At 31.4% G+C, this 20,536-nt stretch carries 24 protein-coding genes and 5 tRNA genes; 19 read left to right on the top strand and 10 right to left on the bottom strand.

Features of this window, described 5'->3' with window-relative positions; genetic code table 11:
- Positions 1 to 7 precede the first annotated feature (7 nt).
- The 3 genes from TCEL_RS07235 to TCEL_RS07225 form a co-directional block, all read right to left on the bottom strand.
- Entirely contained in the window at positions 8 to 529 is a 522-nt protein-coding gene (locus TCEL_RS07235) for a DUF4364 family protein (RefSeq protein ID WP_018662634.1), read from the bottom strand.
- Between the two features lie 128 nt (positions 530 to 657).
- Positions 658 to 900: an alpha/beta-type small acid-soluble spore protein gene (locus tag TCEL_RS07230; RefSeq protein ID WP_018662632.1), complete on the bottom strand. Its 243-nt coding sequence runs from the start codon at positions 898 to 900 to the stop codon at positions 658 to 660.
- A gap of 108 nt (positions 901 to 1,008) precedes the next feature.
- On the bottom strand, positions 1,009 to 1,197 hold the full coding sequence (locus TCEL_RS07225; RefSeq protein ID WP_018662625.1) for a hypothetical protein: 189 nt from the start codon (positions 1,195 to 1,197) through the stop codon (positions 1,009 to 1,011).
- 128 nt (positions 1,198 to 1,325) lie between these two features.
- On the opposite strand from TCEL_RS07225, the gene pdaB reads away from it, so the two are divergent.
- The 3 genes from pdaB to TCEL_RS07210 all read left to right on the top strand — a co-directional run bounded on the left by pdaB (position 1,326) and on the right by TCEL_RS07210 (position 3,514).
- A complete protein-coding gene (gene pdaB / locus TCEL_RS07220) occupies positions 1,326 to 2,099 on the top strand; it encodes a polysaccharide deacetylase family sporulation protein PdaB (RefSeq protein ID WP_018662623.1) in 774 nt (257 codons plus the stop codon).
- A 111-nt stretch (positions 2,100 to 2,210) separates the two neighbouring features.
- On the top strand, positions 2,211 to 2,804 hold the full coding sequence (locus TCEL_RS12815) for a Mur ligase family protein (protein WP_018662621.1): 594 nt from the start codon (positions 2,211 to 2,213) through the stop codon (positions 2,802 to 2,804).
- A gap of 86 nt (positions 2,805 to 2,890) precedes the next feature.
- Complete coding sequence (locus tag TCEL_RS07210) at positions 2,891 to 3,514, top strand: single-stranded DNA-binding protein (protein WP_018662619.1); 624 nt, start codon at positions 2,891 to 2,893, stop codon at positions 3,512 to 3,514.
- 26 nt (positions 3,515 to 3,540) lie between these two features.
- On the opposite strand, the gene dapD is transcribed toward TCEL_RS07210, so the two are convergent.
- Positions 3,541 to 4,263: a 2,3,4,5-tetrahydropyridine-2,6-dicarboxylate N-acetyltransferase gene (dapD, locus tag TCEL_RS07205; protein WP_018662617.1), complete on the bottom strand. Its 723-nt coding sequence runs from the start codon at positions 4,261 to 4,263 to the stop codon at positions 3,541 to 3,543.
- Positions 4,264 to 4,372: 109 nt separating this feature from the next.
- On the opposite strand from dapD, the gene TCEL_RS07200 reads away from it, so the two are divergent.
- Positions 4,373 to 4,909, top strand: coding sequence for a cob(I)yrinic acid a,c-diamide adenosyltransferase (locus TCEL_RS07200; protein WP_040683770.1), 537 nt, complete (start codon positions 4,373 to 4,375; stop codon positions 4,907 to 4,909).
- A 71-nt stretch (positions 4,910 to 4,980) separates the two neighbouring features.
- Here the strand turns inward: TCEL_RS07200 and TCEL_RS07195 are convergent, their stop codons facing one another.
- From TCEL_RS07195 to TCEL_RS07180, 4 genes are read right to left on the bottom strand one after another with little or no spacing between them, the layout of a single operon-like run.
- Positions 4,981 to 6,138 (bottom strand): aminotransferase A, encoded by a 1,158-nt coding sequence (locus tag TCEL_RS07195; RefSeq protein WP_018662613.1) that lies wholly within the window; start codon positions 6,136 to 6,138, stop codon positions 4,981 to 4,983.
- 58 nt (positions 6,139 to 6,196) lie between these two features.
- Positions 6,197 to 6,952 (bottom strand): 4-hydroxy-tetrahydrodipicolinate reductase, encoded by a 756-nt coding sequence (gene dapB, locus TCEL_RS07190; RefSeq protein WP_018662611.1) that lies wholly within the window; start codon positions 6,950 to 6,952, stop codon positions 6,197 to 6,199.
- 10 nt (positions 6,953 to 6,962) lie between these two features.
- Positions 6,963 to 7,847, bottom strand: a complete 885-nt coding sequence (gene dapA, locus TCEL_RS07185) for a 4-hydroxy-tetrahydrodipicolinate synthase (protein ID WP_018662610.1) — start codon at positions 7,845 to 7,847, stop codon at positions 6,963 to 6,965.
- 39 nt (positions 7,848 to 7,886) lie between these two features.
- On the bottom strand, positions 7,887 to 8,879 hold the full coding sequence (locus TCEL_RS07180; protein ID WP_018662609.1) for an aspartate-semialdehyde dehydrogenase: 993 nt from the start codon (positions 8,877 to 8,879) through the stop codon (positions 7,887 to 7,889).
- 399 nt (positions 8,880 to 9,278) lie between these two features.
- On the opposite strand from TCEL_RS07180, the gene TCEL_RS07175 reads away from it, so the two are divergent.
- Genes TCEL_RS07175 through TCEL_RS07150 form a run of 6 tightly spaced genes read left to right on the top strand, consistent with a single transcriptional unit; the run spans position 9,279 to position 15,183 of the window.
- Positions 9,279 to 10,991 (top strand): peptide-binding protein, encoded by a 1,713-nt coding sequence (locus tag TCEL_RS07175; protein WP_018662608.1) that lies wholly within the window; start codon positions 9,279 to 9,281, stop codon positions 10,989 to 10,991.
- A 44-nt stretch (positions 10,992 to 11,035) separates the two neighbouring features.
- A complete protein-coding gene (locus TCEL_RS07170) occupies positions 11,036 to 11,998 on the top strand; it encodes an ABC transporter permease (RefSeq protein ID WP_018662607.1) in 963 nt (320 codons plus the stop codon).
- A 13-nt stretch (positions 11,999 to 12,011) separates the two neighbouring features.
- On the top strand, positions 12,012 to 12,956 hold the full coding sequence (gene opp4C, locus TCEL_RS07165) for an oligopeptide ABC transporter permease (protein ID WP_018662606.1): 945 nt from the start codon (positions 12,012 to 12,014) through the stop codon (positions 12,954 to 12,956).
- 11 nt (positions 12,957 to 12,967) lie between these two features.
- Complete coding sequence (locus tag TCEL_RS07160; RefSeq protein WP_018662605.1) at positions 12,968 to 13,942, top strand: ABC transporter ATP-binding protein; 975 nt, start codon at positions 12,968 to 12,970, stop codon at positions 13,940 to 13,942.
- Position 13,943: 1 nt separating this feature from the next.
- On the top strand, positions 13,944 to 14,909 hold the full coding sequence (locus TCEL_RS07155) for an ABC transporter ATP-binding protein (RefSeq protein ID WP_018662604.1): 966 nt from the start codon (positions 13,944 to 13,946) through the stop codon (positions 14,907 to 14,909).
- Between the two features lie 40 nt (positions 14,910 to 14,949).
- Positions 14,950 to 15,183 (top strand): alpha/beta-type small acid-soluble spore protein, encoded by a 234-nt coding sequence (locus tag TCEL_RS07150; RefSeq protein ID WP_156874038.1) that lies wholly within the window; start codon positions 14,950 to 14,952, stop codon positions 15,181 to 15,183.
- 73 nt (positions 15,184 to 15,256) lie between these two features.
- Here TCEL_RS07150 and TCEL_RS07145 read toward each other — a convergent pair whose 3' ends face one another.
- Positions 15,257 to 16,216 carry a type I phosphomannose isomerase catalytic subunit gene (locus TCEL_RS07145; protein WP_018662602.1) on the bottom strand — a complete coding sequence of 320 codons (960 nt, stop codon included), beginning with the start codon at positions 16,214 to 16,216 and terminating at the stop codon, positions 15,257 to 15,259.
- A 76-nt stretch (positions 16,217 to 16,292) separates the two neighbouring features.
- Here TCEL_RS07145 and TCEL_RS07140 point away from each other — a divergent pair, with 76 nt between their 5' ends.
- On the top strand, positions 16,293 to 17,030 hold the full coding sequence (locus tag TCEL_RS07140) for a class I SAM-dependent DNA methyltransferase (protein WP_018662601.1): 738 nt from the start codon (positions 16,293 to 16,295) through the stop codon (positions 17,028 to 17,030).
- Between the two features lie 3 nt (positions 17,031 to 17,033).
- On the opposite strand, the gene TCEL_RS13485 is transcribed toward TCEL_RS07140, so the two are convergent.
- Positions 17,034 to 17,177, bottom strand: a complete 144-nt coding sequence (locus TCEL_RS13485; protein ID WP_018662600.1) for a hypothetical protein — start codon at positions 17,175 to 17,177, stop codon at positions 17,034 to 17,036.
- A 171-nt stretch (positions 17,178 to 17,348) separates the two neighbouring features.
- Here TCEL_RS13485 and hslO point away from each other — a divergent pair, with 171 nt between their 5' ends.
- From hslO to TCEL_RS07100, 8 genes are all read left to right on the top strand, one after another.
- Positions 17,349 to 18,227 (top strand): Hsp33 family molecular chaperone HslO, encoded by an 879-nt coding sequence (gene hslO, locus TCEL_RS07135; RefSeq protein ID WP_018662597.1) that lies wholly within the window; start codon positions 17,349 to 17,351, stop codon positions 18,225 to 18,227.
- Between the two features lie 266 nt (positions 18,228 to 18,493).
- Positions 18,494 to 19,198, top strand: coding sequence for a GGDEF domain-containing protein (locus TCEL_RS07130; RefSeq protein ID WP_018662595.1), 705 nt, complete (start codon positions 18,494 to 18,496; stop codon positions 19,196 to 19,198).
- 68 nt (positions 19,199 to 19,266) lie between these two features.
- Positions 19,267 to 19,342, top strand: a tRNA-Val gene (locus tag TCEL_RS07125).
- A gap of 5 nt (positions 19,343 to 19,347) precedes the next feature.
- A tRNA-Asp gene (locus TCEL_RS07120) sits at positions 19,348 to 19,424 on the top strand.
- 3 nt (positions 19,425 to 19,427) lie between these two features.
- A tRNA-Phe gene (locus TCEL_RS07115) sits at positions 19,428 to 19,503 on the top strand.
- A gap of 8 nt (positions 19,504 to 19,511) precedes the next feature.
- Positions 19,512 to 19,587, top strand: a tRNA-Gly gene (locus TCEL_RS07110).
- A gap of 11 nt (positions 19,588 to 19,598) precedes the next feature.
- Positions 19,599 to 19,673, top strand: a tRNA-Cys gene (locus TCEL_RS07105).
- Positions 19,674 to 19,747: 74 nt separating this feature from the next.
- Positions 19,748 to 20,515, top strand: a complete 768-nt coding sequence (locus tag TCEL_RS07100) for a DUF6873 family GME fold protein (RefSeq protein ID WP_018662593.1) — start codon at positions 19,748 to 19,750, stop codon at positions 20,513 to 20,515.
- Positions 20,516 to 20,536: the final 21 nt, after the last annotated feature.

Genomic DNA, 20,536 nt, shown 5'->3' with positions numbered 1-20,536 from the left:
GCTACTTCTATTTCTTTTTTATACTTTCAATTAAATTAGTATATATTTCTTCATATTTATATTTCCAATTGTTTCGAATGGTTTCGATTTCCTCCATTGTTTTTGCAGGTAGCTTAATTTCAATGATGTTTTTAGATCCTTTTTTTAGTATTAGAGTGATTTCAAAACCATCCTTTACTGGCATGTATTCAGTAGAAGCTTCTATTTTTTGTGTACTTTCGTTTTTGTGTTCAAAATAATCATCTAGTTGTTCAATCTTTGAGTCAGGTATCCTATTTAAGAAGAAATTTAATGTATCAATTCCTTTGTTGCTTATTATTAAATACTGCTTTTTATTATCTGTTATTGTATTTATAAATCCAGTGTTTATAAGTTCAGATATATATTGTTGAAGTGCAAAGTAGTTAATAAGGTTATTTTCAAGTATAATTTGAGTCAGTTGTGAATTGGTTGTTGGTTTGTTTAATTTATTTAATATGTATAGTATAATAAGTTTATTTATTGCTAAATCAGTAACATCCATGTGCATATCTTCACCTCTTTGTTTATTATCAAATCTATTATAACAACAAAATAATTTAAATTTCAACAAAGTATGATGATTTTTTTAACATATTTGCAATTAATAAAAGAAGAAGGGTTTTTGCCCTTCTTCTTTTATAGTTTTTCTAGTTGTTTTCCATTTAGTAGTTCCTTTTCAGCAAGAGCAATCATTCTTTTTACCATTGCTCCACCAACTCTACCGCAGTCCTTTGAAGGTATGTTGCCCCAATAGTCTTCAGAACCTTGATAAACAGGTATTCCAAATTCTGATGCTATTTCGTACTTTATATTATCTAGTATTTTATGAGCTTCTGGAACAAGTTGTGTTCTTCCTGAACCATTCTGTCCTGCTGCCATTTTTTATTCCTCCTTATGTACTTGTTTCTTTATTTAGTTATAATTTGTGTAGTTTACTAAAAAATATGTTAGGAAATCAAAGGAAAAGGGTTGCATTTAGCAACCCTTTTAGGTCAACTTCTCTTTGATAGGGACTTTTCTGTCTTTTCTTGTACCATGTCTTTTAGCACTTTCTAATTGAGCCTTTTGTGATTCTGCTTCTCTATGATAGTGCCTATCTTGGCCTAAAAGATTTTCAGAAGCAAATTCCACTTGGTGCCCAAATAGATTTGTAAAACGTGCTTTTCGCATGGTCATAAAAATCCCTCCTATATTGACCTTAATTTTAGTATTTGTAAATAAACAAAAAAATAATACAGTTGTTTTAAAAAAGCAAAAACAAAAATAAATATGTAGTAACAAATTATATTTGGAGGGGATAATATTTGAAAATTTTAATTTTAAACAAAAAGAAAATAAATAGCATACTTGTAGTCATTTTGATTTTATTTTTGTCATACTTATTTAATTTGTTTGGAGGATATAAACTAATTGATGTTTATTTAAATTCCAAGGCAGATTTACCTATTTATTCTGTAGAAACAAAGGAAAAGAAGGTGGCTTTAACCTTTGATATTGGTTGGGGTGATGAATATATACCAGCAATATTGAAAATATTAAAAGATAATGATGTTAAAGCTACTTTTTTTCTAATAGGTACTTGGATTGATAAGTATCCAGATAGAGTAAAAGAAATAGATTTAGCAGGACATGAAATTGGCAATCATTCAAATAATCATGTTTATTTTACCAGACTGACAAAATCAAAAATAAAAAATGAAATATTCACTGCAAGTGCTAAGATAAAGAAAATAACAGGAAAGGATACTAAATTGGTAAGAGTACCTTATGGAGATTATAATAGTGATGTTATAAAGGCAATACAAGAAACAGGGCATTACTGTATCCAGTGGGATGTTGATCCAATAGATTGGAGGGTTATTTCACATGAACAGATTGAAAAAACTGTAATATCCAAAACAAGAAACGGATCTATAATTCTACTACATAATAGCAGTATGGAAACAGTAAAAGCACTTGATACTATAATTAAAGAACTAAAAAGAAAAGGATTTGAGTTTGTTAAGGTATCAGATTTAATTTACAAAGAAAATTATTATATTGATTATACAGGAAGACAAAAGCTGTTGAATGAATAAAAAATGCCGTGAAATAAATTCACGGCATTTTATTTAGAAGTTAAAAATGGCATATTTGAATAAAAATTAAAAAAATGTACAAGATATTAAAGTAAGAGAGGAGGAAATGGAATGAGGATAATTGGAGTATTTGGTAGTAGAGGGAAGTCCTTTGTAGGGGACTTTTTATTAGATTTTTTTAAAAAACATAATAAGAGTGTTTATATAATTGGAACCAAGGAAGATAGTGAGGAATCATTTTTTAAGCTTCTTACAAATAATATAGAATACGTAATAATAGAAATATCAAGGGAAGATATATTAAACAATAGAATTAAAAATATAAAATTTGATGTATTAATACATACCGCTTTGGAATTTGAAAACGCAAATCTTATCAAGTCATATCAAAATCTCATTTGTAATCTTAAAGAAAATGGCTATATTATCTTAAATGCTGATTCAATTCAAAAGATAGAGTTTGTGTGTGAAAAGGTTTATCCAATAACTTATGGTTTAAACGAACGAACTACAGTTACAGCTTCAAGCATAGATGATATGAATGGATTATGCTTTAGTTTTTGCTTGCAGAGAAGCATTGTTACTATTAATGGCAAATTAATTCAGCCCTTTGAAAAACCTTTGAGTTTAAAGGGTAAATATCAAGATATTTATTATTATCTTGCATCTATAAGTGCCCTATTATGTTTAGATTATGAAATTTAAAAAAAATAGGTATAAAAATTTTAAAATAATAATATTTATATTTTAGGTAACAAATTTAAATAAAAATATACAAAGGGGATGGGATTATGAACGATTATCAATTCACAACTAACAAGGTATACTTAGAGGGTAAAGTTATTTCAGAGCTAACTTATAGCCATGAGATTTTTGGTGAAGCCTTTTACAATTTTACAATTGAAGTTCCAAGATTAAGTCAGACAATGGATAAACTTCCTGTTACTGTATCAGAAAGGCTTCTTCCAACTGTTGATGTATCTTTAGGTAAGATTGTGTCCATTCAGGGTCAATTAAGGTCTTATAATAAGGTTGTTGAAGGTTCAAATAGATTGATACTTACAGTGTTTGCAAGGGATATTAAAAATATTGATGCTATAAGTACAAGCCCTAATGAAATATATTTAGATGGATATATATGCAAAACTCCTGTATATAGAACAACACCTTTTGGAAGAGAAATAACTGATATTTTAATAGCTGTTAATAGACCATATAATAAATCAGATTACATACCTGCAATTGCTTGGGGAAGAAATGCTAGATTTTCTACAACTCTTGAGATAGGTTCCCATATTAAAATATGGGGTAGAATCCAAAGTAGAGATTATGAAAAGAAGCTATCTGAAACAGAAGTAGTAAAAAGAACAGCATATGAAGTTTCAATTTCAAAGATGGATAAGGTAGATGATTAAATAAAATAACGCCATGTTTCATGGCGTTATTTTCTTAAGTCTTCTAGTATTTGTGTTTTGCTTTTTGTTTTTTCATCAACTCTTTTTATAACTTTTGCAGGTGAACCAGCTACTACAACATAAGGCTCTACATCCTGTGTTACAACAGAACCTGCTGCAACAACAGCCCCTTTTCCAACTTTTACTCCTTCAAGTATGACAGCATTTGCACCAATTAAAACATCATCTTCTATTATAACAGGATCTTTGCTTGGTGGTTCTAATACACCTGCAATAACGGCACCTGCACCAACATGTACATTTTTTCCTATTTTACCACGAGCACCAACAACAGCATTCATGTCTATCATGGCACCTTCGCCAATTTCAGCACCTATATTTAATACTGCTCCCATCATAATAACAGCATTTTTTCCAATTGTAACTCCTTCTCTTATTATTGCACCTGGTTCAATTCTAGCTTCAACATGTCTTACGTCCATCATTGGAATAGCAGAATTTCTTCTATCCCATTCAATTCTATATTTTTTTATTCTGTCTTTGTTTTTATTTATAAATTCTTCTACAAGTGAGTTTTCTCCAAATAAAATATAGAAGTTTCCTTCTCCATATATCTCTATGTTATCACATTCAACTCCCTTTAAATCTCCATCTATATATACTTTTACAGGTGTTGTTTTTTTAGCATCCTTTATATATCGAGCAATTTCATATGGATTAGTTAAATCATATTCCTTTTTTATATCCATTATTTTCCCTCCTTAAAGCATTATTATCAAATAATATACAATAGTATAAAAGGTTTGTCAAATGTGTATAAAAGTAGTATTCTATAATTAAGGATATTATGGGGGTGATATTTTGCTACAAAAAGGATGTATTCAAGTGTATACTGGAAATGGGAAAGGTAAGACTACAGCTGCTGTTGGCCAAGGGGTAAGGGCAGCTGGAAGAGGACTAAAGGTTTATATGGTACAATTTTTAAAGGGTTCTGATTCAGGAGAATTACATAGTTTGAAAAAATTAGAGCCTGATTTTAAAGTTTTTAGGTTTGAAAGACCAAGGGGATTTTTTTGGACTTTAACTGATGAAGAAAAATTAGAACTAAAAAAAGATATAGAAAAGGGATTTGATTTTTGCAAAGAGGTTGTAAAAAACAAAGAATGCGATGTACTTATCATCGATGAAATGATGGGAGTGCTAGGAAATAAACTACTTGAAGTAAATGAAGTAGTTGAATTTTTAAAGTCAAAACCAGAAAATATGGAGATTATTTTAACAGGTAGAAATGTACCTGAGGAAATATTAGAGATAGCAGATTTAGTTACAGAGATGAAGGATATTAAACATTATTTTAATAATGGTGTACCAGCAAGAAAGGGAATTGAGTTTTGATAACAATTAATTCATGAAATTATATAATAATTGGTGTTTAAAAAGCCCCATGAAAGGATTTCATGGGGCTTTTATTTAAGCTTAGATAAAAAATTTTCAATCTTATCTAAAGCTGTCTTTAGTTCTTCCATAGAATATGCATAGGATATTCTTATATAGCCTTCTCCAAAATTAGAGAATGCACTTCCTGGAACTACAGCAACTCTTTCTTCTTCTAATAACTTTAGAGCAAAATCAAAGGAATTGCTTGAGAATTTTTTTATGTTAGGGAATATATAGAAAGCTCCACTTGGTTTTACAACGTCAAATCCCATAGCTATAAGTCTTTCGTATGTGTAATCTCTTCTTTTTTTATATTCTTCCCTCATAGGTATTGAATCATCAATTCCTTTAGTTAGTGCCTCAAGAGCAGCATATTGACTCAAGGATGTAGCACATGTATTTAGATATTGATGTACCTTTATCATATGCTTTGTTATATAGTTTGGTGCTAAAGTGAAGCCTATTCTAAATCCTGTCATTGAGTGGGATTTTGATAGTCCATTTATTATTATTGTTTTATCTTCCAAGTTATAAAAACTTGCTATAGAGATGTGTTTTCTATCAAAAACAAGTTCGCTATATATCTCATCTGAAACAATAAAAATATCTTTGTCTCTAATAAAATCTGCAATTTCTCTTAATTCATCATGATTTAAGCATTGACCAGTTGGGTTTGATGGATAAGGAATTATTATACATTTAGTTGAATTGCTAATGTTTTCCTTTATAAGATCTTTGGTAAGTTTAAAATTAGTGTTTGTAGTATCGATGTGTTTTACTTTTGCTCCACAAAGCTTTACAACAGGTTCATATCCAGGATAACATGGTGCAGGAATTAAAACCTCGTCATTTGCATTTAAGATAGTTTTTAAAGCAATGTATATAGCCTCACTTGCACCAGAGGTTACTATTATTTCATCTTCTGGATTGTAGTTTAAATTATATTTTAAGTTTATAAAGTTAGATATAGCTTTTCTAAGTTCTATAATTCCAGCATTGTGGGTATATACTGTTTTATTGTTATCAAGAGCTATTTTTACAGCATCTTTTATATGTTCAGGTGTTTTAAAGTCTGGTTGGCCTATTGTAAGTGAGATAACATTATCATATTTTGAAACCATATTATAAAATTTTCTAATACCCGATATTTCAATGCTTTTTACCTCTATATTTAATAGATTTTCCATATGTACCTCCTTTAGATATTATAACCGCCATGAATAAAATTCATGGCGGCTATTGTTTTTATTCACTTATTACATCCTTCATAGTGTAGAAACCATTTGGTTTTCCATGTAAATATTTTGCAGCTCTAATTGCACCATAGGCAAACACATCTCTTGATAGAGCAGTGTGCTTGATTTCAATATTTTCAAAAGGACCAGCAAATAGGACTTCATGTTCACCTACAATATTTCCACCACGAACAGCATGAATTCCTAGTTCGTTCTTTTCACGTTTTTGTGTTTTTGAATGTCTTCCGTAGTTATAATTTAAAACATCATTTAGAGCTTTGTTTATTGCGTCTGCAATCATAAGTGCAGTTCCACTTGGAGAATCTAGTTTTTGATTGTGGTGCTTTTCGATAATTTCTATATCAAAATTTTCATAAAGCACCTTAGCTGCTTGAGATACTAATGATAGAATAAGATTTACCCCAAGTGACATATTTGCAGAGTGGAGTATAGGTATATATTTGGATGCTTCTTGCATTTTTGCTTTTTCTTCTTCAGAAAATCCAGTTGTACAAATAACTAAAGCAACATTATTTTTCTTTCCATATTCTAAAATAGAATCCAAACATACATGGTTAGAAAAATCTATAAGAACATCTACTTTTTCCTTTACTTCATTTAAACTAGAATAAACAGGATATGGGTTGTTAAATTTTGCAGTATCCTTATCAACTCCACATACTACCTCTACATCATTTAGGTTTGAAATTATTTTTGTTAAAGTCTGTCCCATTCGTCCATTACATCCGTGTAGTAGTACCTTCATAACTTCACCTCTATGATAGCTTAATTCCATAATTGATCATTTCCTTCTTTAAAAGTTCTAAATTCTTTTGAGACATATCAACAAGTGGTAATCTTAGGTGTCCAACATTCATTCCCATTAAGTTCATTGCTGTTTTTACTGGTATTGGGTTTGTTTCAATGAAAAGAGCTTTAATTAAAGGTATCATTTTAAGCTGTATATCAAGTGCAGCCTTAAGATCGCCCTTTAAGAATAGTTCGCACATATCGTGTGTATCTTTTGGAAGGATGTTTGCAACAACAGAAATTACTCCCTTTCCTCCCAGGGACATAATGGGTATTATTTGATCATCATTTCCAGAGTATATATCAAGGTTATCTCCACATAATTGAGCAATTTCTGCAACTTGTGAAATGTTTCCACTAGCCTCTTTAACAGCAACTATATTTTCAATTTTTGATAGTTCATAAAGAGTTTCAGGAAGTATATTAAATCCTGTTCTTGAAGGAACGTTATAGATAATTATTGGTTTTGTCACTGCTGATGCAATTGCCTTAAAGTGTTCAATTGCTCCTCTTTGAGTTGTCTTGTTATAGTATGGTGTAATAACTAGTAAGCCATCAACTCCAATGCTATCTGCCCATCTGCTCATTTCAACAGCAGCCTTTGTATTGTTGCTTCCTGTTCCAGCAATAACAGGGATTCTTCCCTTTACAACATCTACAGTAAATTTAATTGTTTCTTTTCTTTCTTGTTCAGACATTGTTGAAGCTTCGCCAGTTGTTCCACAGATTATTATTGCATCAGTTTTTTGTTCTATATGCCATTCTATTAGTTCTTCAAGTTTCTTAAAATCAACTCCATCTTCATTAAATGGAGTTACAATTGCAACACCACTTCCAGTAAATAGACTCATTTTAAATCCATCCTTTCTGAAAAAATTTCCTTAATATTATTATATTATATTTTTTATTAAAAGTTCAGCTATTTGTACAGCATTTGTAGCTGCACCCTTTCTTATATTGTCGGCTACAACCCACATATTAATACCATTTTCAACGCTTTCATCTCTTCTTATTCTTCCAACGAATACTTCATCTTTTCCTTCTGCTAATATAGGCATTGGATAAACGTTGTTATTAACATCATCCATTAAAACAATGCCTTTGCTGTTTTTAAGTGTTTCTTTTACTTCGTTTATATCAAAGCTTTTTTCAAATTCTACATTAATTGATTCACTATGTCCATAGAACACTGGAACTCTAACTGTTGTAGCTGTTATTTTTAAATCTGGTCTATGCATTATCTTTTTTGTTTCGTTTATCATTTTCATTTCTTCTTTTGTATATCCATTTTCTAAGAATACATCAATATGAGGAATTAAGTTATATGCAATAGGATGTGGGAATTTCTTTGGAGCTTCTCCCTTAATACCATTTACTAAATCCTCATATCCTCCCATACCAGCTCCAGATACAGCTTGATATGTCGAATATATAATTCTTTTTATTTTAAATTTGTCATCTAGAGGTTTTAGGGCAACAACAGCTTGTATTGTTGAGCAATTTGGATTTGCAATAATTCCCTTATGCCACTTTATATCTTCTGGATTTACTTCAGGTACAACAAGTGGTACATTCTCATCCATTCTCCATGCACTACTATTGTCGACAACAACACATCCTTTACTTGCTGCTATAGGAGCAAATTTTAAGCTTGTTGAAGCTCCAGCAGAGAATAAAGCTATATCTATTCCTCTATCAAAAGAATCTTCCTTTAATTCTTCTACAACATAGTCCTTTCCATTGAAGTTTATTGTTTTTCCTGCAGATTTTGAAGATGCAAATAAATATAATTTATCAATTGGGAAATTTCTTTCCTTTAAAACGTCTAAAAACTTTCTACCTACCATTCCAGTTGCGCCGACAACTGCTAATCTAACACCCATTACTTTATCCTCCTTTTAAAAAACTTCTAATAAAGGTATATACTATGTTTTTGTATATTATAACATTATTTTATTCCAAATTCATCAATTTTTAATGTTTAAATATACAAAAATTAAGTCGAAATAGGTAATAATTTTTCTTATTGTTTTATATTGACATCAAATACACACATTGGTAAAATACAGAAAAAAGAAGTTTGGGACATATAAAATTTCAAAAATTAGCGTAAAAACATTTAACTTAATAAATTAAATGAAAAAATAAAAATAATGAATTTTAATATTGCGAAAAATCGAAATGTAAAGTTAGGAATAATTTTTGAATAAAAACATACAGTTTTATTAGGTGCATAACCCTTATGGGTTATATATAAAATTTTTATTAAAGGGGGAGCGAAAATGAACAAAAAGCTTGCGAGCTTTGCTGCAGGATTATTAGCAGTTATGATGCTTTTTACATCCTGCGGTAAAGGTGGAAAAACAACAGACACATCGAAAAAGGATGTTGCAGAAGTTGTAAAGGCTTCAAACCCATCTAAGATGCCTGATGTATCAAAGAACAGAAAGGATACATTAATAGTTGGTACAACAGCTCCATCAGGTAAGTTTAATCCAATTTATTCAGACTCAGTTTATGATTCTTGGGTAGTTAGTCTTGTATTTGATGGATTGATTTCAAACGATGAGCAAGGTAACCCAACTCCACTTATAGCAAAAGAATGGAAGATTTCAGAGGATGGAAAGACATATACATTTACGTTAAATAAAGGAGTTAAGTTTAGTGATGGTAAAGAAGTTACTGCTGAAGACGTAGCTTTCACATTTACTGCAATATGTGACCCAAGCTATGATGGACCAAGAACAGATGCAGTTTCATCACTAGTTGGTTATGAAGAATATAACCAAGATAAAGAAGGAAAGGTAAAGGAAGTTAGTGGTATCAAGGTTATAGACAAATATACAATTTCATTTACTTTAAAGGAACCAAAGGCTCCTGCTATATATGACTTTGGATATGGAATTATGCCAAAGCACATATATAATTTTGAAAAGGGTAACATAAAGGCTCTAAAGGATAAGTTCTTAAGCCCAGTTGGTGCAGGTCCATACTTATTTAAGGAATATAAAGCAGGACAAGAAATTGTATTTGAAAAGAATCCAAACTATTGGAGAGGCGAACCAAAGATAGCTAAGATTATAATGAAGGTAACAAATGCAAATACAGTAATTCAAGAATTAACAACTGGTAGTGTTGATGTTGACAGAATTCCAAGTAAGCCAGAACAAATTGAACTTGTTAAGAAGGCTGAGTTCTTAGATATTTACAGCTATCCATCAAATAGTTACGGATACATTGGTTGGAATTTAAGAGATGAAAAGTTTAAGGATAAGAAAGTTCGTCAAGCACTTGCTTACGGTTTAAACAGAGCAGGATTTATTCAAGCATACTACAAGGGACTTGGAGATGTATGTAATGCACCTGTATCAAAGGTATCTTGGGCATATACAGATGAACTTAACAAGTATGAATATAATCCAGAGTTAGCAAATAAGCTTCTTGATGAAGCTGGTTGGGTAAAGAAGGAAGATGGATATAGATATAAAGATGGTAAAAAGTTTACAATCCATTGGATGACATATACAGGAAGTAAATATGTTGAAGCTTTAACTCCAATTCTAATTGAAAACTGGAAGCAGATAGGTGTTGAAGTAATTCCAGAACTAATGGAATTCAGTACACTTGCTCAAAAGGTATATGACGAACAAAAATTTGAAATGTACAATATGGCATGGTCACTTTCAATTGACCCAGATCCATCAGGAATATTCTCAATTGAACAAGATAAGCTTGGTGGATTTAATTCAGTTGGTTGGAGAAATGAAGAATCAGAAAGACTAATCAAAGAGGGCTTAAAGGAAACTGATATGGAAAAGAGAAAGCAAATTTATCATCAATGGGTAAAGCTAGCTAATGAAGAACTTCCATATCTATTCCTAAGCTATGCTAAGGATACTTATGCAGTTAGTTCTAAGGTTAAGGGATTAAGACTATCACCATTTACTGACTGGACTTACGATATCCATAAAGTAGAACTTGTTGATGTTAAGTAATAAATGCCCGGCCTTAGGCCGGGCTTAATTTAGGGGGGGATAAAATGAGGCAGTATATTACAAGAAGGCTTTTGCAAATGATACCTGTACTTATTGGGGTATCTATTATTATCTTTTTGATTTTTCAAGCAGCACCAGGTGATGCCCTAACAGGTATGATGGATCCCAAAATGTCCTATGAAACAAAGCAGAAGATTAGAAAACAGCTGCACCTTGATGAACCAGCAATTGTCCAATATAAATATTGGGTTCAGAATGTAATAAGAGGGGATTTTGGAGAGTCATTTTATTTTAAACAGCCTGTTGGTAGGGTTATGAATACATATATTTGGAACTCTTTTTATTTATCTTTGGCTTCTTTTATCTTAAGCGTTTTGATTGCAATACCAATAGGGGTTATATCAGCAACAAGGCAGTATAGCTTCATAGATTACTTCTTTACGGTTTTTGCTCTAATTGGTATATCTATGCCGTCCTTCTTCTTTGGACTTCTTTTAATAAAGTGGTTTGCAGTTGATATTAATTTATTTCCTGTATCTGGAATGATGACTCCAGGAAGTACTGCAGTTGGTTTTGAAAAGTTTAAGGATGTATTATATCATATGGTTCTGCCACTTACTGTTTTAACATTAGGTAGTGTAGCAGGACTTATGAGGTATACACGTTCAAGTATGCTTGAGGTTATAAGACAGGATTATATAAGAACAGCAAGGGCAAAGGGATTGAGAGAAAAGGTTGTAATATATAAACATGCACTAAGAAACGCGTTAATTCCTGTTGTTACAATATTTGGTATGTGGTTACCTGGTTTATTTTCAGGTGCAATGATAACAGAAGCTATATTTAACTGGCCAGGAATTGGACCTATTGAACTTTTAGCTGTTAACAATAGAGATTATCCACTTTTAATGGGAATTAATATGCTTCTTGCATTTTTAACCCTCTTAGGAAATCTAATTGCAGATGTAACCTATGCAATTGTTGACCCAAGAATTAGATTAAAGTAGGGGGGTGAAGTAAATGGCTGAAGTTAAAAATAATTTAAATAAAGGTGTTGAATTAAAGGGTGCAAAAAAAGAGGATATAATGAGTCCTTGGAAAATAGTCAGACATAGGTTAAGAAGAAATAAACTTGCTATGGCTGGTTTATATATACTCTTGTTTATGATTGTTGTTTCTGTGTTTGGACCTATTGTACAAAAATATGTTTTTGGTATTACAATGGAAAAAATTGATTTATATAATATATCGGCACCACCAAGCTTAAAGCATCCACTTGGAACAGATGAAGTAGGAAGAGACATATTAACAAGACTTATGTATGGTGGAAGAATATCATTGACTGTTGGAATTGTTGCTGTATCAATCAGTGTTGTTATAGGAAGTATAATTGGCGGAATATCAGGTTATTATGGTGGAGTAGTAGATGGGATTATTATGAGATTTGTTGATATATTTATGTGTTTCCCTTTCTTCCCGCTACTTTTAATGCTTGCAGCTGTTTTATCAGATTATAAGGTGGATCCTAAGTATAGAATTTACTTTGTTATGGTTATAATTGGTATATTAAGTTGGACAGGTCTTGCTCGTATTGTAAGAGGACAGATATTGTCTTTAAGAGAACAAGAATTTATGCAGGCAGCAGAAGCTTTGGGGCTTAGAGATAGAAGAAAGATCTTTAGGCATCTGCTTCCAAATACATTTGCATCAATTATAGTTTCAGCAACATTGGGAATAGGTAGTGCAATTCTATCAGAATCAGCACTTAGTTATTTAGGATTAGGTGTTACACCTCCATATCCATCATGGGGACAAATGGTTCAGGTTGCAACAGATTATTATGTAATGAAATACGAATATTGGAAATGGATACCTCCTGGAGTGTGCATATTCCTAACAGTTATGGCGATAAACTTGTTTGGTGATGGATTAAGAGATGCTCTTGATCCAAAGCTAAAAAGATAGGAGGTAATATTATGGGGGAACTTTTAAGTATAAAAAATCTTAAGACATATTTTTATACAGAAGATGGAGTGATAAAGGCTGTTGATGATGTTAGTTTGACAATAAGAGAGGGAGAAACATTAGGGGTTGTTGGAGAATCAGGTTGTGGCAAAAGTATTACTGCAATGTCTATTCTTAAATTAATTCCAAATCCTCCAGGTAAAATAGTAAGTGGTGAAATAATTTTTGAAGGTAAAGATTTGACGAAGGCAACAGATTCAGAAATAAGAAAAATTCGTGGTAATAAGATATCAGTTATATTTCAGGAGCCTATGACATCATTAAATCCTGTTTTTACAATTGGAGATCAAATTATTGAAGCAATTGTATTACATCAAAATATGAATAGAGAGCAGGCACGTGAAAAGGCAATTGATATGTTAAAATTAGTGGGTATTCCAAGGGCTAATGAGGTTGTTGATGCCTATCCTCATGAGCTTTCAGGGGGAATGAGACAGAGGGCAATGATTGCAATGGCAATGGCTTGTAATCCAAAACTTTTAATTGCAGATGAGCCAACTACAGCACTTGATGTTACAATTCAAGCACAAATATTAGATTTAATGAGGGAGCTTAAAAACAAAACAAATACATCAATAATGTTAATAACACACGACTTAGGTGTTGTTGCAGAGATGGCAGATCATGTTGTAGTTATGTATGCAGGTAAGATAGTTGAAGAGGCTGATGTTTTTGAGATATTTAAGAATCCACTGCATCCATATACTATAGGTTTGCTTGAGTCAAAACCAATTTTAAATCAAGACAAAGAGAGATTAAATTCAATCCCAGGACAAGTGCCTAATCCACTTAATATGCCTGAAGGCTGTTATTTCCATCCTAGATGTTCTAAGGCCATGGACATTTGCAGAAAAGAGCAGCCGAAGTTATGCAGTGTAAAAGACGGACATAAGGTGGCTTGCCACCTCTATAAGGAGGTGAAATAATATGGCAGAGACATTGTTGAAGGTAGAAAACCTAAAAAAATATTTTCCTATAAAAGCAGGGGTTTTTCAAAGAACTGTGGGATATGTAAAGGCAGTTGATGATGTATCCTTTGAGCTAAAGGAAGGAGAAACTTTAGGTTTTGTTGGAGAATCAGGATGTGGTAAATCAACAACAGGGAGAACTATACTTAGATTATTAGATAAAACAGATGGAAATGTTTATTTTGAAGGAAAAGATATATTTAGTTTAAGCAGAAAAGAATTAAGAAGCATAAGACCAAAAATGCAGATAATATTTCAAGACCCTTATAGTTCATTAAATCCCAGAATGACAGTTGGTGAAATAATAGGAGAAGCGCTAGTAGATCATAAAATTGTATCAAAAGGTGAAGTAAAGGATAGAGTACTTGAGGCACTTGAGATGTGTGGTCTTGCACCATATCACATAAGAAGATATCCACATGAGTTTTCGGGTGGCCAAAGACAAAGAATAGGTATAGCAAGAGCACTGGTGCTAAATCCAAAATTCATAGTGTGTGATGAGCCAGTATCTGCTCTTGATGTATCAATTCAATCTCAAATTGTAAATCTATTATGTGATCTTCAACAAAAGTTCGGTTTTTCGTATATGTTTATATCCCATGACTTGAGTGTTGTAAAGCATATAAGCCATAGAGTAGGGGTTATGTACTTAGGCTCACTTGTTGAGCTTGCAGAAAAGCATGAACTTTATAAAAATCCACTACACCCTTATACAAAGGCACTGCTATCTGCTGTTCCTATTCCTGATCCTACATTAAAGAGAGAAAGAATAATACTTCAGGGAGATATACCAAGCCCAGCAAATCCACCTAGTGGATGCAAGTTCCATACAAGGTGTCCTTATAAAAAAGACATATGTTCGCAGGAGGTACCTAAGTTTAGAGATGTTGGTGGAGGACATTTTGTTTCTTGCCATTTAGTATAAAATTACCCCCTTAGGATAAAAATAATCCTGAGGGGGTGTTATTATGGCAACACCGTTTAAAAAGAAGGTAAAGGCAAAACTAAAAGCAAAAAAGCCGCTAAGTGAAGAAGAACTTGAGAGGGAAAGGATAAAATACGAAATTGCAGAGGAACTTGGGCTTTTAGATAAAGTAAAAAAATATGGTTGGAGTGGTCTTACAGCTGAGGAGACAGGTAAAATTGGAGGAATTATGACAAAAAGAAACAAGGATGCAGGAAGAAAGTGGAATAAGTGAATAAATTAAGGGTATTTAGTCTTATTTTTTAAAAGCCCGATGAATGTTAAAAATACATTCATCGGGCTATAAATTATAGATATACTTTTAAAAGATTAAGTTCACCTTCAATTGAAAATTTTTCTTTCTTTGCGGGTATCATAAAGGTTTTTCCTGCAGGAATTGAATATGAATCTCCTTTATAATGTAAAAGTCCGCTTCCTTCTATGCACATAAAGATGTAGAAGGATTCTCCAGTTGTTTCATCTTGGTACTTATCATGGACTATAATTTCATCTACATTGAAGTATTTGCACTTTGAAATATTAGCTATAGAGTAGGTTTTGAATTTGCTAAATGTAGGATTGTAAATTGTACCATTTAAATTAAAGTCCATTACATCAAGTGCCTTATCAACATGTAGTTTGCGAGGGTTACCATCCTTATCAACTCTGTTCCAATCATATATTCTATATGTCGTATCGCTATTTTGCTGAATTTCTGCAACTACTATCCCTTCTAATAGGGCATGTACAGTTCCAGGAGGTATAAAAATTACATCACCTTTTTTTACAGATACAAAGTTTAAGCATTCCTCTATATTATTTTTTAATATATTTTTTTTAAACTCATCTTTTGTTATGCCATTTTTCACACCATAAATTATTTTAGCATTTTCCTTTGCACTTAAAACATACCATACTTCAGTTTTACCAAATTCGCCTTCGTTTTTTAAGGCATATTCATCATCAGGATGTACCTGTACAGAGAGATTGTCATTGGCATCTATATATTTTATTAATAAAGGGAATGTATCAAATTTTAGTCCTTTGTTACCTATAAGGTCTATTTTATATACATTTATTGCTTCTATAATAGATTTACCTCTTAAAATTCCATTTTCAATTATACTTATTCCATTTTTATGACAGCATACTTCCCAGCTTTCTGCTGTTTTTTGGTAGGGTAATTCTCTATGAAAAAGTTTTTTAAGATTTTGACCACCCCAAATTGTTTCTTTGTAAACAGGTTGAAAAAATAATGGATATAGCATAAAATACCTCCTGTGATATAATTTTTATAAACAATGCGAATAGTAAGATTAAAATAATTTATAGGAGTGGAAGTATATGGAGCAATATACGAGTTTATCATTGGTGTATGATGAGCTTATGGATGTGGATTATAATAAATGGACAGAGTTTATTAAAAAATATTTTCACAATAAAAATATTGAATTAAAATACAAAAAATGCTTAGAACTTGGCTGTGGTACAGGTAATATGACTATAAATTTAAAAAAACTAGGCTTTGATGTTACTGCTATAGATAATTCAGAGGATATGCTAGCAAAAGCGGAAGAAAAGATAAGAAAGGAAAGACTAAGGGTTAATCTTTTAAAACAGGATATAAGAAATTTTAGGTTAAATAAGAAGTTCCCATTTATATTTAGTTTTTGTGATTGTTTTAACTACATAACAAAAGAAGATGAGTTAATTATGTCTTTTAAAAATGTATATGAACATTTAGAAGATGATGGATATTTTTTATTTGATATAAGCACAGAATATAAATTAAGAGAGGTTATAGGAGAAAAAACATTTACATTAAATAGAGAAGATATATGTTATATTTGGGATAACTATATTAATGACGATATTTTAGAGATGTATATAAGTTTCTTTGTAAAAGAAGGAAGATATTACAGGAGATTTGATGAGAGGCATGTACAAAAAATATATAAAAACGATTACATATTTAATGTATTAAAAGAAGTTGGATTTAAAGAAGTTGAGATATTTGATGATTATAGTTTTGAAAATATAAAACAGCAAAGTATTAGAGCCCTATTTGTTGCTAAAAAATAAATTTTATTCATCTTCGCAAACTTCAATATCTTTATCTTTAACTCTAATACTTATTTTAAAAAAATCATTTTCAATTTTTATTTTTTTCTTTCTTCCATCTTTAGATTGGCGTACTTTGACCTTTAATTTATCTTTTTCTTTGTCCACAAAAAACTCTCCTTAATAAAGGATTTTGTATTATAATATTCATGGTCTAGATAATTGGTTACATTAAAGTAATTTTGTTTTTGTTGACGCAAATTTTTTATATTTGTATAATTAATTCTAAAATTTTTAAGCAAAGTCAAATTAAAATTAACAATTTTAGGAGGAAAAACGATGGGTAGATTAGTTAGAGCTACAGCTTCAAATGGAGATGTAAGACTTTTTATGGCAATTACTACAGATATAGTTGAAAAGGCAAGACAAATACATGATTTGAGCCCTACTGCATCTGCAGCTTTAGGTAGGCTTTTATCAGCAGGTACTGTTATGGGAGCAATGTTAAAGGGAGATAAGGATACATTAACGTTATCTATGAATGGTAAGGGACCTGCAGGTAACTTGGTTGTTGTTGCAAATTCAAAGGGAAATGTAAAGGGGTATATATCAAATCCACATGTAGATTTACCACTTAATGACAAAGGTAAACTTAATGTTGGTGCAGCTGTTGGAAAAGATGGATTTTTAAATGTTGTAAAGGATATGGGATTAAGAGATCCGTATGTTGGTAGTGTTCCTATATATACAGGAGAAATAGGTGACGATATAGCATATTATTTTACAGTATCAGAACAAGTACCTTCTGCTGTTGCACTTGGTGTGCTTGTTGATAAGGATACTTCTATAAAAGCAGCAGGTGCTCTTGTAATACAAATGATGCCTGGTGCAAATGAACTACTTGCAGATATTATTACATTTAGGCTTCAAGAAATACCTCCACTTTCAACATTAATTGCAGAAGGAAAGAGCTGTGAAGATATACTTAATCTGCTTTTTGATGATATGGACTTAAAGATACATGATGAAATGCAAATATCCTATGAATGTGACTGTTCAAGAGAAAGGGTGGAAAAGGCACTTATTGCATTAGGAAAAGATGAACTTGAGAGGTTAAAGGAAGAGGAAGAACTTATGCAGGTAGAGTGCCATTTTTGTGACAGAAGATACCAATTTACAAGGGAGGATATTCAAAAATTGATAGATACAATTGGTTGATCTCATATTAAATATTCTATATAAAAAGTTTAGCTAATGTTTTGGTAATAACCCCCATGCAGTTTAAATTTCGCATGGGGGTTAATTTTTATCATCAATTGTTTGTATAAATTTTATTTGACTTACATCTTTTGATTATGATAGAATTTTTAGGTAAATATGTTTTTGCATCTTCACAAATTTATAAAAAATATTAGATAAAGTATATAAAGTTTTTGAAATAAAATTCGAAATCCTTAATAGATCAATTGTAGAGGATGATGGGAATGAAAAAAATTGGATTTGGAGCTTTAAAAGTTGCATTATATTATTTTTTGTTTGGTATTTGTTGGGTAATGCTATCTGATAGGATATTATATAGCCTAGTTAGAGATAAAAATATGATTTTAAATTTTTCCATTGTAAAAGGAAGTATATTTATATGTATATCGTCTATCCTTATTTATGTACTTGTAAAAAGGGAAATAAAAAGAAGAATGAAGATGTGGGAATTTTATGCAACACACGATGCTATGACTAAGTGTTTAAATAGAAGAGCAGGTTTGGAGAAGTTAACAAGTATTATAAATAAATACTCTAAAACTCCAATATCAATTATATATGCTGACTTAAATAACTTAAAATTAATTAATGATAGTTTTGGACATTGTGAAGGGGATAAGGCCATTATAAATGTAAGTAAAATATTTAGAAGCTGTATAAAAAAAGATGATTTTGTAATAAGGCTTGGAGGAGATGAGTTTTTAATAGTTGTACTAAACTGTAATGAAATTGATGCAGACAATATTGTGGGAAGAATTAACTTTAAAATAGATGAACTTAATAAGATGAATAAAGTTGAACTAAGTGTTAGTTTTGGAATAGCAACATATACAAAACAATATGAAAGTGTAGTAGATTTCATACAAGAGGCAGATCGCAGAATGTATGAAAATAAGAAGAAATTTCATTCTAAGTTAAAATATGCGTAAAAAAATATTATAAAATGTGTTGACAAAACGTTAAATTCATTGTATTATAAATTATGTCAAAAGGAATTGGGCGCGTAGCTCAGCTGGGAGAGCATCTGCCTTACAAGCAGAGGGTCACAGGTTCGAGCCCTGTCGTGCCCACCATATATGGCCCAGTAGCTCAGCTGGTTAGAGTGCCGGCCTGTCACGCCGGAGGTCGAGGGTTCGAGCCCCTTCTGGGTCGCCATTTGGCCAGATAGCTCAGTAGGTAGAGCAGGGGACTGAAAATCCCCGTGTCGCTGGTTCGATTCCGGCTCTGGCCACCAAATTTTATGCGGGAATAGCTCAGTTGGTAGAGCGTCACCTTGCCAAGGTGAATGCCGCGGGTTCGAGTCCCGTTTCCCGCTCCAAAATTTAATATGGCGGCATAGCCAAGTGGTAAGGCAGAGGTCTGCAAAACCTTTATTCCCCAGTTCGAATCTGGGTGCCGCCTCCATAGTTAAGGGATAGAAGTAAAGAACTTCTATCCCTTAATTTTATAGTATTTTGGTATGAAAGGGAGAGGTTTTATTGAAGGAAAGATTTATACAAACTCCTAATTTACCAAAAGGGGGAGTCTCCTTAGCAGTATGTGATGGAAGAATAAACAATGAGATTGAAGATAATATTAAAAAATTAGGCATAAGAATAATAAAAACAAATAGACAAAGCTCATTATATGAAGCTGTATCATATCATCCAGATATTCAATTTCATCATTTAGGTGATAACAAAATAGTTATTGCTCCAAACATTGACGATAAATTTTACTATGCACTTGAACAGGAAGGTTTTGAAATTATAATAGGCAAAAAATATATAAATTCAAAATATCCAGAAGACGTACCTTATAATGTAGCAAGAATAGGCAATTTTGCGGTACTAAATATTAAATATACGGATGAAATATTATTAGACGAATTAATTAAAAGAAATGTGAAATTAATTGATGTAAAACAAGGGTATGCAAAGTGTTCTATATGCATAGTTTCAGAAAATGCTATAATTACATCCGATAGGGGAATACATAAAAAGGCTATTTTGAATTCTATACACTCCCTTCTAATTAATCCAGGACATATCGAATTATTTGAGTTAAATTATGGATTTATTGGTGGATGTTCGGGTTTTATATCAAAAGATGTATTATCATTTTATGGTAGAATTGAGTCTCATCCGGATTTTTATGCAATAAGTCAATTTTTGAATAAATTTGAAAAGAAGTATCAAAATCTATCTAAAGGAAATTTAATAGATTATGGTACATTAATTCCTTTAAAGGAATATTCTATAATGTAACTTTGAAAGTTTAGTAGTATA

It is taken from the genome of Thermobrachium celere DSM 8682, assembly GCF_000430995.1.
In the GTDB taxonomy this organism is placed as follows: Bacteria; Bacillota; Clostridia; order Clostridiales; family Caloramatoraceae; genus Thermobrachium; species Thermobrachium celere.
Note: the sequence above shows the minus strand (reverse complement) of the source record. Positions and strands in the feature narration are given on the sequence as shown.

What these genes read in the sequence shown, in the direction of transcription:
- dapB (WP_018662611.1), bottom strand. Translation starts at nt 6,952, where the DNA reads ATGAAGGTACTACTACACGGATGTAATGGACGAATGGGACAGACTTTA.
- opp4C (WP_018662606.1), top strand. Translation starts at nt 12,012, where the DNA reads ATGGCTGAAGTTAAAAATAATTTAAATAAAGGTGTTGAATTAAAGGGT.
- TCEL_RS07145 (WP_018662602.1), bottom strand. Translation starts at nt 16,216, where the DNA reads ATGCTATATCCATTATTTTTTCAACCTGTTTACAAAGAAACAATTTGG.
- TCEL_RS07170 (WP_018662607.1), top strand. Translation starts at nt 11,036, where the DNA reads ATGAGGCAGTATATTACAAGAAGGCTTTTGCAAATGATACCTGTACTT.
- TCEL_RS07140 (WP_018662601.1), top strand. Translation starts at nt 16,293, where the DNA reads ATGGAGCAATATACGAGTTTATCATTGGTGTATGATGAGCTTATGGAT.
- TCEL_RS07160 (WP_018662605.1), top strand. Translation starts at nt 12,968, where the DNA reads ATGGGGGAACTTTTAAGTATAAAAAATCTTAAGACATATTTTTATACA.
- TCEL_RS07130 (WP_018662595.1), top strand. Translation starts at nt 18,494, where the DNA reads ATGAAAAAAATTGGATTTGGAGCTTTAAAAGTTGCATTATATTATTTT.
- dapD (WP_018662617.1), bottom strand. Translation starts at nt 4,263, where the DNA reads ATGGATATAAAAAAGGAATATGATTTAACTAATCCATATGAAATTGCT.
- TCEL_RS07235 (WP_018662634.1), bottom strand. Translation starts at nt 529, where the DNA reads ATGCACATGGATGTTACTGATTTAGCAATAAATAAACTTATTATACTA.
- TCEL_RS07180 (WP_018662609.1), bottom strand. Translation starts at nt 8,879, where the DNA reads ATGGGTGTTAGATTAGCAGTTGTCGGCGCAACTGGAATGGTAGGTAGA.
- TCEL_RS07155 (WP_018662604.1), top strand. Translation starts at nt 13,944, where the DNA reads ATGGCAGAGACATTGTTGAAGGTAGAAAACCTAAAAAAATATTTTCCT.
- TCEL_RS07230 (WP_018662632.1), bottom strand. Translation starts at nt 900, where the DNA reads ATGGCAGCAGGACAGAATGGTTCAGGAAGAACACAACTTGTTCCAGAA.
- hslO (WP_018662597.1), top strand. Translation starts at nt 17,349, where the DNA reads ATGGGTAGATTAGTTAGAGCTACAGCTTCAAATGGAGATGTAAGACTT.
- TCEL_RS07210 (WP_018662619.1), top strand. Translation starts at nt 2,891, where the DNA reads ATGAACGATTATCAATTCACAACTAACAAGGTATACTTAGAGGGTAAA.
- TCEL_RS12815 (WP_018662621.1), top strand. Translation starts at nt 2,211, where the DNA reads ATGAGGATAATTGGAGTATTTGGTAGTAGAGGGAAGTCCTTTGTAGGG.
- TCEL_RS07175 (WP_018662608.1), top strand. Translation starts at nt 9,279, where the DNA reads ATGAACAAAAAGCTTGCGAGCTTTGCTGCAGGATTATTAGCAGTTATG.
- TCEL_RS07225 (WP_018662625.1), bottom strand. Translation starts at nt 1,197, where the DNA reads ATGACCATGCGAAAAGCACGTTTTACAAATCTATTTGGGCACCAAGTG.
- TCEL_RS07195 (WP_018662613.1), bottom strand. Translation starts at nt 6,138, where the DNA reads ATGGAAAATCTATTAAATATAGAGGTAAAAAGCATTGAAATATCGGGT.
- dapA (WP_018662610.1), bottom strand. Translation starts at nt 7,847, where the DNA reads ATGAGTCTATTTACTGGAAGTGGTGTTGCAATTGTAACTCCATTTAAT.